Genomic DNA, 14,311 nt, shown 5'->3' on the forward strand with positions numbered 1-14,311 from the left:
TCAGCGTGGGCAGCCGAAATGAGAGCGACAGCCCGGGCGCCTCGACCGAAGCCTGGCCGGGCCACGGTCGCAGGTCAATGAAACAAGTAGCCGAGAAGAGCACACTGGATCATGCCGAGTCGAGAGTGTCGGAGTGGTGGAACGACTTGGGAAGCCGGGGCGCGGGCGGAACAGCAGCAGTCGCGGACCAGTACACGATTTCCCTGACCCGCCTTCATAGCGAGTGTAGGGTCCGGTACGGGTCATGCCCCGATGTGCCTGACCACGCGGTGAATGATGCTTGCGCCATGATACGAACTGGTACTCGGCTAGCGGCGAGTCTGTTGTTGCTGCCGGTGGTGGCAGCGATCGGTTCTGCGTCGACCGGCGTCGCCGTCGCGTCACCCGGCTCGACGTCAGCGGTTGTCTCCGAGGAGCGGATCGGCGAACGCTTAGTCGACCTGACGATCGATTCGGCTGCACTGGGCGCCCCGGCAACGGTGCGGCTGCTCACGCCGGACGGGTGGGATGAGCGCCGCGCCGGCGATCGATGGCCGGTGCTCTACCTGCTGCACGGCATGTTCGGCACGCATGAGGACTGGACAACGTACAGCGATGTCGAGACCCTTCCGATGCTGCGCAACGTGTTGGTGGTGATGCCAGACGGCGGATCCCCCGGCGGGTACTACACCAACTGGTGGAACGGCGGGCGGTACGGGGCGCCAGCATGGGAGACGTTCCACCTCGACGAGGTACGCACCACGCTGGAACGCGACTACGGGGCGGGCACCCGTCGCGCCGTGGCGGGATCGTCGATGGGTGGATACGGCGCGCTCGTCTACGCGGCACACCGCCCGGGCATGTTCCGCGCGGTGGCCAGCTACAGCGGCCCGGTCCACCTCTTGCATCCGGACTCGGTCGACTCGTGGCGCACCGCGTTCCAGGAGGCCCCGGAGTATCTCGGCCTGTGGGGCGACCCGCTCGCGCAGCGCGCGAACTGGCAACGACACGACCCATACCACCTCGCCGGTCGACTGCGGCACACCCCGATTTTCCTTACCTGCGGCGACGGAGAACTCGGCCCGCTGGACGGGCCGAACACCACCCCGTTCGACCAGCAGACGGAGGCGTTCGACCGGGTCCTCAACAAATCACTCGCGGCCGAGATGCGGAAACGGGAAGTCCCCGTCACCACACACTTCTATCAGGGAACTCACCAGCCGCCGTACTGGGAACGGGAGCTGCACCACTCACTGCCGATCCTGCTGGCTGCCCTCGACAGCGGCCGACACTGACAACAGCCGACCAGGATGGTCGAGTCCGTGAGCAGAAGTCCCTCGGCTCGTGGCCGAGGGCTCCTGCCCGCCACGCGCTCATCTGGTTTCCCTCTAGGTCAAGGGATCATGGCGACTTTGTTTTAGGCTTCCTGGTGGCGGGTCCGGGTTGTGACTATTGTGACGACCGCTGCTTGCGCTCGGCTTCCCACTGAACCTGCCGAGCCGATGGCGCACCGGGGGGCGCAGCTTCAGCGGCGGGGCGGTGCCCTGGCCGGCATGGGTCCTGGCCAGCCCTTGGTAGCCCGAGTCGCCCAGGACCCTCACCCGTGGGTAGGCGTCCAACAGCGCATCGATGCCCTCGATGCGGGCAGCGGTGCTGTCGTGCATCCGGCCCGGTCGGTGGCCGCCACACCACAGCGTCACCCCATACTCGTCGGACACCACGGTGGCCTTGATCGTGTTCTGTCTGGCCTTCCCGGACACGAACGCCTTCCTGCCCGAACGCCCAACCCGAGGCCGGCGGACCCGAATCTGGAGTGGCGTCCAGTCGCAGCGTCACACCCTCCCCGGCGGCGTAAGCGAACACATCCGCCAAGGTACGCAGTCGTACCCCGCCCGGGCGGGCGAACCCGCGACGGGCCAGCAACGGCCGGACCTGCCCGATGGCACGGGTCACGGTCGACCGATCCACCCCGAACGCCGCCGCCAGAGCCTCGAACCCGGCCCACCGGTGTTGGCCGACCGGTCCGGGGCGAGCTGATCCACCAGCTCAGCCCTTCCTGCGTTTGGCATAGACCAGCTGGTGTTCCCAGCCGCGATTGGACATCAACCTGACTCCGTCTGTGTGCCACCACATGAAGACACAGAGCAGGAACGCGGCGATCCCGAGACCGGCCGGTATGAAGGACAGCTCGACCCACAGCGGCGTGACGTAGGGCCTGTTGTCCGGAGGCGGACGGTCGAACTGGACAAACACGAAGATGGCGGCGGCCGTGAGGAGGAGGCTGGGCACAGCCGCGGCCAGCCATACCCTGCGCGCCCATCTCGTACCTGCGGCATTGCGGACTCGAACACGCAAACGCGTACCGCATTTGCCGCAGCTCAGCTCCGACACGCTGGCGCCATGAGCCGGCCTGCGGACCGGAATGGGAAAGGTAACGTAGGTATGAATCGTCTTGTTGCCCAGACGCTCCACGCGTACCTGATGACCCAGCCGCTTGCTCGCGTAATCGCCGACTGCGCCGCGCATCTCACCTCCGCCGTGCAGAGGTACGAGCATACAGCGAGCGCTGGTTTCACGGCGTCAGTGAACTGGTCGCCGTAATCGAGGAGCATCAGGTCGTGTTTCAAAGCTCCTAGCCGTGGCGACAGGTGATCCTGTGGTCCGGTGTCGCCTAGCCTCGATGATTCGCGTGTAGCGGCGGTGCTGCCGGCCCAGCCGGTCTGATCGAGTGGTGTCGATTGTTTGGTGGGCTGGGCGTGGTGGTGGGCCGTCTGTCGCGGCGGTGGGCGTGGTCTCCTGGGTTCTCCGGCCGGTGGGTCGGGGCTGGCCCGGGGTCAGCCGGGTGCGGGGATCGCCGTGATCCGGGTGAACGCGGCGGTGATCTGTTCTGCCCAAGGCCAGGTGGCCGGGATGCGCACCCGGCGGCGGCGCTGTCCGTGGACGATGCGGGCGGCGGTGTGCAGCAGCCGGTAGCGCAGCCGTTTCGGCTCGGCGGTGGCGAGGTCACCGTCCAGGGCGTGCAGTTGCAGCCAGCAGATGAGGTCCGCGGCGATCGCGGCGGCAACACACCAGGCCTGGTTGATGGTGAACTCGCGGGACGGTAGCCGGCGCAGGCCGGTGTCTTTGGCGCAGCGGATCCGGTCCTCGACGCGGGCGTGGGCGCGGTGTCGGGCTTCGAGCCACTGCAGGGCGCCGGCCTGGGTGTTCGTGACGATCGCGGTGTAGCGCCAGCCGTCACGTTCCTCGAACAGGCACAACTGCGCGCCGGGGTGCGGGCGTTCACGGCGGACGATGACCCGCGCACCTTGTGGCCAGCTGGTCAGGGTGAGCAGCCCGGTCAACTCCGCGACCTGGGCGCCCTCGCGGATGCCGCCGTCGGCGGCCAGCGCCGGTGTCCAGGCGGTCGCGGGTAGTGCGGTGATGGCGGCGCGTTCCGGCTCACCGATCGACCAGCCGATCGAGTACTCCACTCGCCGGCGCGTGGTGTTCAGGTTGGTGAGCCAGTCGAGGACCTTGTGGGTAGCCGCGGCACTGTCACCTCGCACGAGCAGATGCCGCCGATGGGACACCGGGATCTGTGCGATCGCGTCGGCGAGGACTTCGACGTGGTCGGTGGCGGTGTTCGCGCCGGCGTTTCCCGGCCGCAGCTTCACCGCGAGCATCTCGCCGGTGTTGTCGCAGGTCACGAGAATGGGGTGGAAGCCGTACGTGTGTTTGTAGGTCGCCGCGGCGCCGTCCTTGTCCGAGTGGGCGAGCACGATCGTGGAGTCCACGTCCAGCACGACCACGCCCGCGCCGATGTCGCGGCCCGCCGCCCGGGCTGCCGGCGCCCCGCCGAACAGCTGCCACATCCGAGCCCGGACCCTCGCCCTGGCCACCGCAATCCGCCGCAGCTGAGCGGCGCCGATCTCATCGAGTGCCCGCCACACCGTGGTATCGGACGCGACCGACCCGAACACCTCGTGCTGGTGGCGCAGCACGTCGATGTCGCAGATCGCCTCGCCACCGTCGGCGATCATCACCGCGAGATCCACCAGCACCCGGCCGCGATCGTGGACCGGCCACCGCCCCCGGCGGGCCAGCCCGCCCGACAACGCCCCGGTCAGCCCGGACCGGTCAGCCAGCATCCGCAGCAGCGCCGCACCGACGTGCGACACCACACCCGTTCCGTCCGCGGTGACCCGCAGATCCTTCGACCACGCCGTAAACTTCACCGCGGAAGTGCCTCCCAGGTAGAGAACCTTGTAGATGTCGCAATCACAAGTTTCCCCTGTCAGAGAGGCACTTCCGTCTATCTACACGCCGGAAGACCCCACGAATTGATGATCACCATGAATCACCCGGGTTAGGAGTTCTTAGTAACCCCAAGCTCATCCGCCGATGCGCCGACCTGAACCCGGGCCAGCCGGAAACACCGGCTGCAGCCGCCGCCTACACCCTGCGTCTGCTGGCTCGCCGGATCATCGAACTCACCCACGAGGTCGAGGACCTCAACCAGCGGATCACCGAGGCCATCAACGCCCACACACACCCGAGCTGCTGCAGCGTCACGGCGTCGGCCCCGACACCGCAGCAGCTCTGCTCCTGGCCGCCGGCGACAGCCAGCGGCCCGGTCACGAACTCCGCCGCTGCACGACGCGGCTCCACCCGTCCGAACCGGCCCGCGAAGCACCCCAGCACGCCGGCCAGCACCCGTTCCCACCGGACGACGGCTACGCTGTGGCACGCGGCCACCGCAAGATCTGATGTCGTGTCCACAACGCACAGACGATCACGCGGTGGCCGTCTCGCGTTCACCCCACCCGAACAGCAAGATCCCAAACGGCGGCTGCCGTACTAGCTCAGACTCCGGCCTACGCGACGCATTGGTCGCGTAGGCCGATGGTCGAACGCACTGGTTCATCCACGTCCACGATCGGGCGGATCTGGCGGATGTTCGAGCTCAAGCCGCAGCGACCGGGCGGACACGCTAGACCGCCTCGAGCAGCAGCCGGGCGAGCTCGACAGGCATGGTGATCATGCAGTCGTGGCCGGTCGGTAGCTCCCGTACCCGGTCGCCTGCTGGGACGGGACGCCCGGTGATGCCCGCCGGCCGACCCTTGACGCAGTGGATGTGTGTGCGTGGGATCGTGCGCGCGGCCGGGTTGTCCAGCCGGACCGGCTCTTGGAGGGACCGCACCGGGTGGTCCGACAGCATCGAGCGTAACCAGGCGACGTCGTCGGGATCGGTGACCCCGAACAAGCCGATCGGCGGCGGCTGCTCCGGCATCGGCGGAACCCGCCAGCCGTCCACGGCGACGTCGATGAGCTGCTTGGTGACCGGAAGGACGTCGACCGCGGTTTCGCCGTCTTCGGGGACCATCGCGTCGAGGAACACCAGGTGCGCGATCCGCTGCGGGGCCCGGTTGGCAACTCCCGATATGACCATCCCGGAGTAGCTGTGCCCGACGAGCACGACGTCGTCGAGACGCTCATCTTCGATCTGGCCGACGATATCGTCAATGTGGGTGCTGAGCCCGACCTCGGGGCCCAGCAGGTGTGCCTTGTCGCCGTAGCCGGTCAGCGACGGCGCGAGCACCCGGTGCCCAGCCGACTCCAGGAGCGGGACGATCCGGTCCCAGCTCCGCCCGCTGTGCCAGGCGCCGTGTACCAGTAGAAATGTGGCCATGGCCGTTTGGTTCCTCCTCGTGCCTCGGTACCGTTGGGTAACCGGAACCATCGTGATCCCCGCGACGCGCCCCCGGCAATACGGCACATTTCGGTGCCCCGGTTCTCAGGAGGTAACCAGTGCAGGACCCGTGTCAGGCCCGCGAAGTCCTCGGCATCGTCGGGGATAAGTGGGCGCTGCTGATCGTGCGCATGCTCAAGGACGGGCCGCAGCGCTTCACCGAGCTCAAGCGGGCCATCGACGGCATCAGCCAGCGCATGCTTACCGTGACGCTGCGCGACCTCGAGCGCGACGGAATTCTGACGCGCACGGTCCGCGAGGTGATGCCGCCGCACGTCAGCTACGAGCTGACCACGATGGGCCGGACCCTGCGCGAGGCCACCGCGCCGCTGCTCGAGTGGAGCATCACGCACCTTCCCCACATCGACGCCGCCCGTGCGGCATACGACAACCGGTAACCTGCGCCTGCTGGCTCGCCGGATCATCGAACTCACCCACGAGATCGAGGACCTCAACCAGCGGATCACCGAGGCGATCAACGCCCACACACACCCGAGCTGCTGCAGCGTTACGGCGTCGGCCCGACACCGCAGCAGCTCTGCTCCTGGCCGGCGGCGACAACCCGCAACGGCTCACCAGCGAGGCGTCCTTCGCGGCCCTCTGCGGAGTCAGCCCCATTGAGATGTCCTCCGGCAAGACCCAACGACGCCGGCTCAACCGCGGCGCGGATCGCCAAGCCAACTCAGCCCTCTACGTGATCGTCATTGCGCGACTTCGCTGGGACCTGCGCACCCGCGCCTACATCGACCGCCGCCTCAGCAAAGGCAAAACCAGACGCGAAGCGGTCCGCTGTCTGAAACGCTACGTCGCACGCGAGCTCTACGAACTCATCGCCCAGACACCACAGCATACGAGCGCGCCATCGACCGCTTGACATCCATAGGGGCATCAAACTCGCCGTCCGCTACGAGGCCACCGTCCACGTCGCCGCGATCAAAGAATGGCTTTGACTAACTTCTATACAGGCCCTAGATGTGAGCTACGGCTTGATGGCAACGTCTGCGAGCATCGCGGTGGGCGCAAATCCTGTCGCTGCAACGCTCCTGGGAGCGAGCGGGCCGGCGCTGAAGCTGTCGCACCGGGTTCTCGCACGAGCACGAGATCGCCGATAAGCTCGAGCGGCGCGAACGTTCGAACAAGCTGCCACGCGCACTCCGCTGGAGCAGAAGATCACGGCTCTCGCTCGTGTGCTCGCAGAGGGACTGCGGGACGGCGGATCCACGGCCGAGGCGGTTGCGATCGCTGCCGCAGTCACAGGTGTTGATGCGGTACACGTCGCCGCTCTACAACATCTCGCTGTACAGCCATTGCGCCTGAGGAGGTATGGACAGAGCCGGGCAAGGCCCCGCGTGGGTGGGACCGGGAGCAACTCGCACGTGCTCTGCCTGAGTTGGCGGCGGTCCTTGATGGTGTTCTGGCAGTTCTCGAAGGGCATGGGTTGGTTCGCGTTCGGTCTGACTCGACTTATGACGGAGTCGCCGCGATCGGGCAACGCACGATCACGTCGCTCGGCCACCGTTTGTCTCTTCCTGCTGGCGGAAAGCCTGTCAGAAGCCGATAGGCAGGCTTGAGGATCCCCTGCCCGGTTTCATCTGAAGTAGCTCTATTGCTGGCGCGCGAGCAGTCCGGCCGCGGTCACCTCACCACTCCGCCGCACCGCGTCGGCGAAGTCGATGCACATGGTGGCCAGGCTCGGGTCCGCCTCGTAGGCGGCGAGCAACGCCTGCGGAGGCCGGCTCGCCGGCCACGCCGCCACCGCTGTCAGCATGACGGTCTGCAGCAGGGCGCTCGCGTCCTCGTCGCCGAGCTCGGGCAGGTACCGGAGGACCAGCCGGACCAGGGCCCGCAGCGACTCCCGGATCTTCCGCTTGTGCCGGATCGCCGTCTCCACCGAGATGTTGCGCTCCAGCACGGTCGCCTGAGAGGCGATCAGGTCGCACAGCATCGGCCGCGCGGCCAGTGAGACTGCGAAGAGGTCGGCCAGCCGGTCGCCACGCTCCCGCGCGGAGCCGTCCGGTGCGGGAGCGGATTCCAGCTCCGTGATGCACTCCGCCATCTGCGCCTCCAACAGTTCCAGCAGCACCGCCTCGCGCGAGTCGAAGTAGCGCAGCACGTTCGCCTTGGCCAGGCACACCCGGCGGCTCAGCGCGGTGAGGCTCAGCTCGGCCACCGGCATCTTCGCGAGCATCGCGGCCGCGGCGTCGAGGATCTGCCGCCGCCGCTCGGTGCGCTGCTCGTCGGTGCGCGCTCGCTGGAAGGTCACGTGTCTCATGTTACAGACTGGCGGTACTTTATTAACAGACCGGCGGTACGTTACCTTGGGTTGATAACAGACCACCGGTACGCAAAGGGGTTCGCCATGTACGAGGTTCCTGACCAGCACGGCAAGCGCATCGTCGTCACCGGTGCGAACAGCGGCACCGGCAAGGAGGCAGCTAAACGGCTCGCCGGGGCCGGAGCCGACGTGGTCCTCGCGGTGCGCACCAAGGCCAAGGGCGAGCAGGCGAAGGCGGAAATCCTCGCCGCGCACTCCGGCGCCATCCTGGAGGTTCACCGGCTCGACCTCGCCGACCAGGCCTCGGTGCGCGAGTTCGCCGACGGGCTCGTCGCGGACGGCAGGCCGGTGGACGTGCTGGTGAACAACGCCGGCGTGATGAACGTGCCCGCGCGCGCGGAGACGGTGGACGGCTTCGAACTCCAGCTGGCCAGCAACTTCCTCGGTCCGTTCGCCCTCACCGCCCGACTGCTGCCGTTGCTGCTCAAGGCTCCCGCGCCCAGGGTCGTCACCATGAGCAGCGGCGCCGCGACCGGCGGCCGGATCAACTTCGCCGACCTGCAGTCGAGCCGGCGGTACAGCCCGATGCGCGCCTACGCCCAGACCAAGCTCGCCGACCTGTTGATGACGGTGCACCTGGCCGACCTCGCGACCGAGCGCGGCTGGCCGTTGCTGTCGGTCGGCGCGCACCCCGGCTACACCCGCACCAACCTGACGACCGCCGGCCCGCACCTCAACGGCGGCCGCCCCGGCCTGCTCGAGTCCATCGGCTACCGAGTCGTCCCCTCGCAGGACGCCGTCCAGGGCACCGAGCCGCTCCTGTACGCCGCGGCCGACCCCGGCGCCGTTCAGGGCGGTTACTACGGACCCCGCTGGGCCCTCGTCGGGCCGACCAGGCCCGTCCGGGTGCCCCGGCGCGCGCGAGACAAGGAGGCCGCCGCGCGGTTGTGGGCCGAGGCCGAGCGCCTCACCGGAACATCCGTCTGATTCGCAGAGTCGAAGGTCCCGCGTAGGACGGAAAAGGCCATCGATCCACGTCTGGAAATCACACGATCGGGCGACCCATATCGACACGAGCGGCGGCAAGCGCAACCGTGATTGCAGGCACGCAGCGCCACCATTTTGGTGCAAAACAAACAAAACAGTAACGTCGCGTCAAGCCTTACGAGTGACGGTTGAAACTTCAAGTCACGGTACGTAAACAGGGGCCGAGATCATCCCGACAAGACGGGCAGTGCGTTCGGCACCAGATGAATCGAGTCGGGAGATGTCTTCATGAACTCCGCAACCGCGCCAAACCGCCTATCTGGTGCTCGCCGTGGTTCCGCTTGCCGTGGAACGGGCGTAACGCCGGGGCGGTATACCCATGACGCGCTTGAAGGCGGTGTTGAAGGCGTGCTCGGACACGTAGCCGAGAGAACTCGCGATCCGGGCGATGGTGTCGTCGCTGTGCCGGAGTTTCTCGCCGGCGAGCATCATGCGCCAACGGGTCAGGTAGGCGATCGGTGTCTCGCCGGCGCGGGCGCGGAAGCGCTCGGCGAAGGTGGTGCGGGACATGCCGACGAGCGCGGCAAGCTCCTGCACGGTCCACGGGTGGGCAGGGTCGGCGTGCACCGCGGCAAGGGCCGCGCTCATCTGCGGGTCCGCGAGGGCGGCGAACCAGCCGATCTCGTCGCCGGAGCGGATGGACAGGTACAGGCGCAGGGCCTGGACCAGCATCATGTGGGCCAGGTGCTGGGCCATCAGGTCCGAGCCCGGCCGCGCCTCGCGGAACTCCTCCATCATCAGGTCGATGGACCAGCGCAGCCGGGTGCGGTCGCCGAGGGTCTCGACCAGCATGAGCGGTGGCAGGGTGCGCAGGAGCACCTCGGCGTGCGGGCTGGCGACCTCGAAGCGGCTGCCGACCAGGTAGACGTCCCCGCCGCCGTTGTAGGTGACGACCTGGCCGCTGCGGTCGGGATCGAGCACGTCCGACGCTCGCGCCGGTTCGACGTTCGGGTCGCTGCCGATGACGGCCGTGCGGCCGGTGGGCAGCACGAAGCACGTACCCTCCCGGACCCGCACCGGTTCGCCGCCTTCGAGCGTCAGCCAGCAGGAGCCCCGGACGACGGCGTAGCACTTGATCCGGCCGGCCAGGTCGTCGAGCTCGAGCGCCCAGGGGCCGCCGGCCTCGAACCCGGCCGTGAGGTAGCTGCGCGGCTTCAGCAGTGAGAGCACCTCGCTCAGCGGGTCCATCAGGCCTCCGGACGATCGCGAACAAAACGCGTTCTTCTAAGCATAGGTCGTCCGCTCTGATCCGTTTAGATTCGGATCATGACAACGATCGGCTTCATCGGTAGTGGAAGGATCGGCAGTGCACTCGCGCAACTGGCCGTCGGCGCCGGACATGACGTCGTCCTGAGCAACGGCAAAGGGCCGGAGGCCTTGCGGGACCTCGTCGCACAGCTGGGATCGCGGGCTCGCGCGGCGACTCCGGCCGAGGCCGCGGCCGCGGGTGACGTCATCGTGGTGACCATCCCCGTGCGGGCCTACCGCCAGGTGCCGGCCGAGCCGTTGCGCGGCAAGGTCGTCATCGACACGCTCAACTACGACCCGGCCCGCCAGGGCAGCGTCCCGGAGATCGAGAACGGTGACACTCCGTCCCATCTGCTGCTTCAGACGCACCTGAAGGCCTCGTCCGTCGTCAAGGCGTTCAGCACCGTGTACTTCAAGCACCTGCCCGAGCTGGCCCGCCCGGCCGGAGCGCCCGACCGCAGTGCGGTGCCCATCGCGGGTGACGACGCCGCGGCCAAGACCGTGGTCGCCGGCCTGATCGACTCACTCGGTTATGACACCTACGACGTGGGCCTGCTCGCCGAAAGCCGTCGCTTCGCGCCCGGCACCCCGGCGCAGCTCGCGTACCTGGACCCGGACGGCATGTTCACCGCCCCCGGCCGCCCAGCGGGCGTCGCCGAGCTCGCCGCCCTTCTCGACGAGGTGAAGTGACGATGAAAGCAGCTGTGGTCACCGCGTTCGGCACCGCGCCGCGGTACCTGGAGCTCGACGAGCCACAGCCGGCGGACGAGCACGAAATCGTGGTCGACGTGCTGGCGGCCGGATTACACCCCCGCGTTCGCATGCAGGCCGTCGGGTCGCACTACACCAGTTCGCGCGACAGCCTGCCCGTCGTGCCGGGCATCGACGGTGTGGGGCGTGGCAGCGACGGCAGGCTCTGGTACTTCATGTCTCTCGGCGGCCGCTACGGTTCGCTTGCCGAACGCGCGGTGATCGACACCCGGCGTGCCTTCGTCCTGCCCGACGGCTCGGATCCGGTGCCGGTGGCCGCGACGCTGAACTGCGCGATCGCGTCCTGGCTCGCGCTCACGCGGCGGATCACCTTCGAGCGCGGGCAGAACGTCCTGGTCCTCGGCGCCACCGGCGGCACCGGGCGGATGGCGGTGCAGGTGTGCCGGCTGCTCGGCGCCGGTCAGGTGATCGCCGCCGGGCGCGACCCCGAGCGCCTCGCCGCGATCCCCCGCGCCACCGCGACCGCCCTGACCGGCGACCCGGAGACGATCGGACGGCTCGGTGCCGAGGTCGACGTGGTGCTCGACTTCCTTTGGGGTGAACCGGCCGAGACCGCGATGGCCGCCTTGGTCGCCGGACGCACCGACCTCCTCCGGCCGCTGACGTGGTTCAACCTCGGCGAGATGGCCGGCGCGCAGGCCACGCTGCCTGCCGGAGTGCTCCGGTCGTCCCGGCTGCAGCTCGTCGGCAGCGGACAGGGATCGCTGACCGCCGCCGAGATGGCGGCCGAGATCCCCACCGTGGCCGCGGAGATCGCGCGTGGCACGTTCGCCGTGGAGCCCGACCCCATCGCGCTCAGCGACGTCGAACGCGCCTGGTCGCGGCCGGTCGACAGCAGCAAGCGCATCGTGTTCACACCGAACTGAACGGCTACCGGCGCACGCGCAGACCGTCGAACGCCACCGCCACCGCCACCGCCACCACCACCACAATGTCGGCGAACTCCGCCGCGCCAAGACCGCCCTGCGGCCCGTATCACTCGATGACCGAGTTGACCATGCCGAACAGCAGCCGGGTCGTCACGCCGGGGGCGATGTCCGCGCGGAGGTCACCCTCGGCGGCCGCTTCGGCGACGAGGACGGTGGTGATCTGGTCGAACTCGCGGCGGCGGGCGAGGGCGTCCCGTTCGGTCTTGCTATTGCCGTGCACGCGCAGGAGGAGCGTCACGAACGGGGTTGAGTAGCCGATGCGCAGCGACGGCAAATCCAGGCAGCACGCGAGCGACGTTCCCGGCAACGCATATATGGCCTCCCCGGAAGCCGCTATCGAGGCGCAACGAGACCAGTTGACAGCTCTGGTCGAGCGGGCGCGGATCGAAGTCGTGGGTGGGAGCCCGGACGGCCGCATCAAGGGTGTCCGGATTTGTGCGGGCAGCCTCGAAGAACCGCTGTCCACTAGGGCGACGGACCTGGTGGCACAAGCGTTTGGCTATCTCCCGGCCGTGTACCGGCTGCCTTCGGGCATGGTTCACGGTCTGCCGTGGGGCATCGCCGACAGCGCCACGTTCTCGGGGCGGGAAGCCCGGTGGGAGCCGAATCCGGTAGAAGCAGCCGGTTCGGTACTCGTCGCGATGACTGCGGCCGAGCGGGTTGCCGCGACGCTCGCACGCTACCGAGGCTCCCGCGACCATGTGCTCGTCGGGCGAATGCAGGCTCGGATCCGCTCGTGCGACGAGGCGATGGTGCAGTTCGGCCGTGTCCACGGCGTCCTGGCCGGGGTCCGGCCGACCACTACCCTCTTCCTCACCCCGTGGTCCGATCGCCGGACAAGCCAGGCCGGCTGCGACGGCTGCGGACCTCCAGGACCGCCGCAGCCAGCGACGCGCCTCAGACAAGCGTCCGGACAACCTGCCCTGACACGCATCTCGGCGCGAGCGCTGAGACGCGGCGACCCCAAGGTACAAGGCCTACTCGTGTCGGCGTACGGGTTCCAATGCAGAGCCAGGTACGCCAGACGTACACAGGCGCCGGGATGTTTGCACTTCGGCTCCGTCGTCGGCCAGCCAGCCCGGTAGCCCACATCGGCCGCTCACGCTAAGTTACTAACAGAGTCGGGTCGGCGCGCGGATCGCGGCAGATCCGGGCGCCAAGATCGCGGAGGTGGTAGTCACGCCGGCGGGTCTGTGCTGAGGGTGTCGAGCAGTCGATGACGGTGGTGACCGCGGCGAGACCTGGTGACGTCAACCGATTAGGACTCGCGATGCTCAATGCCGAGTTGACATGGCGGCGGGTGTTTGCAGACTGGTGGTGTGCGGTTTGCGGGTGTCGTCGGCGAACACGAGCCGGATCCGCGCCTTCGGGTACGTGAACAGGCGCGGCGTATGCCGATGCCAATCGTTGGCCTCGTACCCCAGCCTCATTTGGAGGACTGGGGTGCGATCGGCGTGGGCTGGGAACGCGTAATGGGGTCCTGGAGTCGTGCGAGGCGAGCATCAGCTACGGGCTGTGGCGCAACCCCGACGAGCCCGATGACCCGGTGAACCTGGCAGAGTTGGACGAGCGGCGAGGCCGCGCGCTGGAGGTAGAGCCTTCCTGGCCCCGCCCACCCGGGCTCGTGGAGCAGGTCCGGCGGATGCGCTACCCGATGCTCTGGGAATGCGTCCGTACTCAGTGGAGCCGCGAGCCGGGCGCGTTCGACACCGTCGAGACCTTGCTGGTCGCACACGTGAACCACATCCTCATCAACCAGTTCCGGCAGACTCGGGTCACGGGCGACGGCCTGCCTTGCGAGCTCGACAATCCGATGGACGAACGGTGTGTCGAGCCGCGTATCCCGGTCCTGGTTGACGGGGTTGCCCGGAACGGCTGCCGTGTCGACACCGACCCCCACGTGTACGGGTTGGGTGTAGACCTTGACACGCACACCGTACTCACGGCGGCTATACCTCGCGACGCCCTGCCGTACCTAGAGATCGCCTTCGCTGTACGACCAGTCTGAGCCCGGGACGTGGTCCCACCTTGCCCGGCGGCTCAGCGGCCAGACTCCGCGAAAGCGGGTTCCGGGAGCTCTCCACGATGTGATCATTGGCATGCGGGTACGTGGTCGGTTTAAGCCGGATACCGAGCGTGACCGCTCTCCACTGGCTGGAACGCGCCATTTGCGGCAGATCCGCGCACGTGATCACGGGGCGAGGAAGACAGGGCGTCACGGCCATCCCGCTCATGTAGATCGATCAGTGCTTGAGATGGCCACGAGGGGTATAGCCGTGTTGCAGTCCGGTGCCGGAGTTCAGCATTCGTCCCTTGCCAGGCGCGCGAACTCGT

13 protein-coding genes and 1 pseudogene are annotated in these 14,311 nt (G+C 68.1%); 7 read left to right on the forward strand and 7 right to left on the reverse strand.

Annotated elements, in window-relative coordinates; translation table 11 throughout:
• The coding region (locus tag AAH979_RS41435; RefSeq protein WP_346263594.1) for an alpha/beta hydrolase family protein at nt 1-1,274 on the forward strand (1,274 nt) is incomplete at its 5' end.
• 93 nt (nt 1,275-1,367) lie between these two features.
• Here AAH979_RS41435 and AAH979_RS41440 read toward each other — a convergent pair.
• The 4 genes from AAH979_RS41440 to AAH979_RS41455 form a co-directional block, all read right to left on the reverse strand.
• A complete protein-coding gene (locus AAH979_RS41440; RefSeq protein ID WP_346263605.1) occupies nt 1,368-1,787 on the reverse strand; it encodes a transposase family protein in 420 nt (139 codons plus the stop codon).
• A 238-nt stretch (nt 1,788-2,025) separates the two neighbouring features.
• Nucleotides 2,026-2,505 (reverse strand): hypothetical protein, encoded by a 480-nt coding sequence (locus AAH979_RS41445; RefSeq protein ID WP_346263595.1) that lies wholly within the window; start codon nt 2,503-2,505, stop codon nt 2,026-2,028.
• Between the two features lie 308 nt (nt 2,506-2,813).
• Nucleotides 2,814-4,193, reverse strand: coding sequence for an IS1380 family transposase (locus AAH979_RS41450; protein WP_346263596.1), 1,380 nt, complete (start codon nt 4,191-4,193; stop codon nt 2,814-2,816).
• 755 nt (nt 4,194-4,948) lie between these two features.
• Nucleotides 4,949-5,647, reverse strand: coding sequence for an alpha/beta hydrolase family protein (locus AAH979_RS41455; RefSeq protein WP_346263597.1), 699 nt, complete (start codon nt 5,645-5,647; stop codon nt 4,949-4,951).
• Nucleotides 5,648-5,766: 119 nt separating this feature from the next.
• Between AAH979_RS41455 and AAH979_RS41460 the strand changes: the two genes are divergently transcribed.
• Together AAH979_RS41460 and AAH979_RS41465 are read left to right on the forward strand one after the other, a co-directional pair.
• On the forward strand, nt 5,767-6,105 hold the full coding sequence (locus AAH979_RS41460; RefSeq protein WP_178063181.1) for a helix-turn-helix domain-containing protein: 339 nt from the start codon (nt 5,767-5,769) through the stop codon (nt 6,103-6,105).
• Between the two features lie 124 nt (nt 6,106-6,229).
• Nucleotides 6,230-6,581: pseudogene (locus AAH979_RS41465) on the forward strand (transposase); the annotation flags it as partial.
• A 729-nt stretch (nt 6,582-7,310) separates the two neighbouring features.
• Here the strand turns inward: AAH979_RS41465 and AAH979_RS41470 are convergent.
• On the reverse strand, nt 7,311-7,970 hold the full coding sequence (locus AAH979_RS41470) for a TetR family transcriptional regulator (protein WP_346263598.1): 660 nt from the start codon (nt 7,968-7,970) through the stop codon (nt 7,311-7,313).
• 96 nt (nt 7,971-8,066) lie between these two features.
• Here AAH979_RS41470 and AAH979_RS41475 point away from each other — a divergent pair, with 96 nt between their 5' ends.
• Nucleotides 8,067-8,969, forward strand: a complete 903-nt coding sequence (locus AAH979_RS41475) for an SDR family oxidoreductase (RefSeq protein ID WP_346263599.1) — start codon at nt 8,067-8,069, stop codon at nt 8,967-8,969.
• 315 nt (nt 8,970-9,284) lie between these two features.
• On the opposite strand, the gene AAH979_RS41480 is transcribed toward AAH979_RS41475, so the two are convergent.
• The gene (locus AAH979_RS41480) at nt 9,285-10,217 is read right to left on the reverse strand and encodes an AraC family transcriptional regulator (RefSeq protein WP_346263600.1); all 933 of its coding nucleotides are present in this window, start codon (nt 10,215-10,217) and stop codon (nt 9,285-9,287) included.
• A 78-nt stretch (nt 10,218-10,295) separates the two neighbouring features.
• Between AAH979_RS41480 and AAH979_RS41485 the strand changes: the two genes are divergently transcribed.
• Together AAH979_RS41485 and AAH979_RS41490 are read left to right on the forward strand one after the other, a co-directional pair.
• Nucleotides 10,296-10,967 carry an NAD(P)-binding domain-containing protein gene (locus AAH979_RS41485; RefSeq protein WP_346263601.1) on the forward strand — a complete coding sequence of 224 codons (672 nt, stop codon included), beginning with the start codon at nt 10,296-10,298 and terminating at the stop codon, nt 10,965-10,967.
• A gap of 2 nt (nt 10,968-10,969) precedes the next feature.
• A complete protein-coding gene (locus tag AAH979_RS41490; RefSeq protein ID WP_346263602.1) occupies nt 10,970-11,914 on the forward strand; it encodes a zinc-binding alcohol dehydrogenase family protein in 945 nt (314 codons plus the stop codon).
• Between the two features lie 109 nt (nt 11,915-12,023).
• On the opposite strand, the gene AAH979_RS41495 is transcribed toward AAH979_RS41490, so the two are convergent.
• Nucleotides 12,024-12,284 carry a hypothetical protein gene (locus tag AAH979_RS41495; RefSeq protein WP_346263603.1) on the reverse strand — a complete coding sequence of 87 codons (261 nt, stop codon included), beginning with the start codon at nt 12,282-12,284 and terminating at the stop codon, nt 12,024-12,026.
• Nucleotides 12,285-13,523: 1,239 nt separating this feature from the next.
• On the opposite strand from AAH979_RS41495, the gene AAH979_RS41500 reads away from it, so the two are divergent.
• A complete protein-coding gene (locus tag AAH979_RS41500) occupies nt 13,524-13,985 on the forward strand; it encodes a hypothetical protein (RefSeq protein WP_346263604.1) in 462 nt (153 codons plus the stop codon).
• Nucleotides 13,986-14,311: the final 326 nt, after the last annotated feature.

Source organism: Plantactinospora sp. ZYX-F-223, assembly GCF_039649625.1.
Taxonomy (GTDB): Bacteria; Actinomycetota; Actinomycetes; order Mycobacteriales; family Micromonosporaceae; genus Plantactinospora.

Coding starts and splice junctions, on each gene's coding strand:
- AAH979_RS41445 (WP_346263595.1), bottom strand. CDS start 2,505: ATGCGCGGCGCAGTCGGCGATTACGCGAGCAAGCGGCTGGGTCATCAG.
- AAH979_RS41455 (WP_346263597.1), bottom strand. CDS start 5,647: ATGGCCACATTTCTACTGGTACACGGCGCCTGGCACAGCGGGCGGAGC.
- AAH979_RS41475 (WP_346263599.1), top strand. CDS start 8,067: ATGTACGAGGTTCCTGACCAGCACGGCAAGCGCATCGTCGTCACCGGT.
- AAH979_RS41480 (WP_346263600.1), bottom strand. CDS start 10,217: ATGGACCCGCTGAGCGAGGTGCTCTCACTGCTGAAGCCGCGCAGCTAC.
- AAH979_RS41485 (WP_346263601.1), top strand. CDS start 10,296: ATGACAACGATCGGCTTCATCGGTAGTGGAAGGATCGGCAGTGCACTC.
- AAH979_RS41490 (WP_346263602.1), top strand. CDS start 10,970: ATGAAAGCAGCTGTGGTCACCGCGTTCGGCACCGCGCCGCGGTACCTG.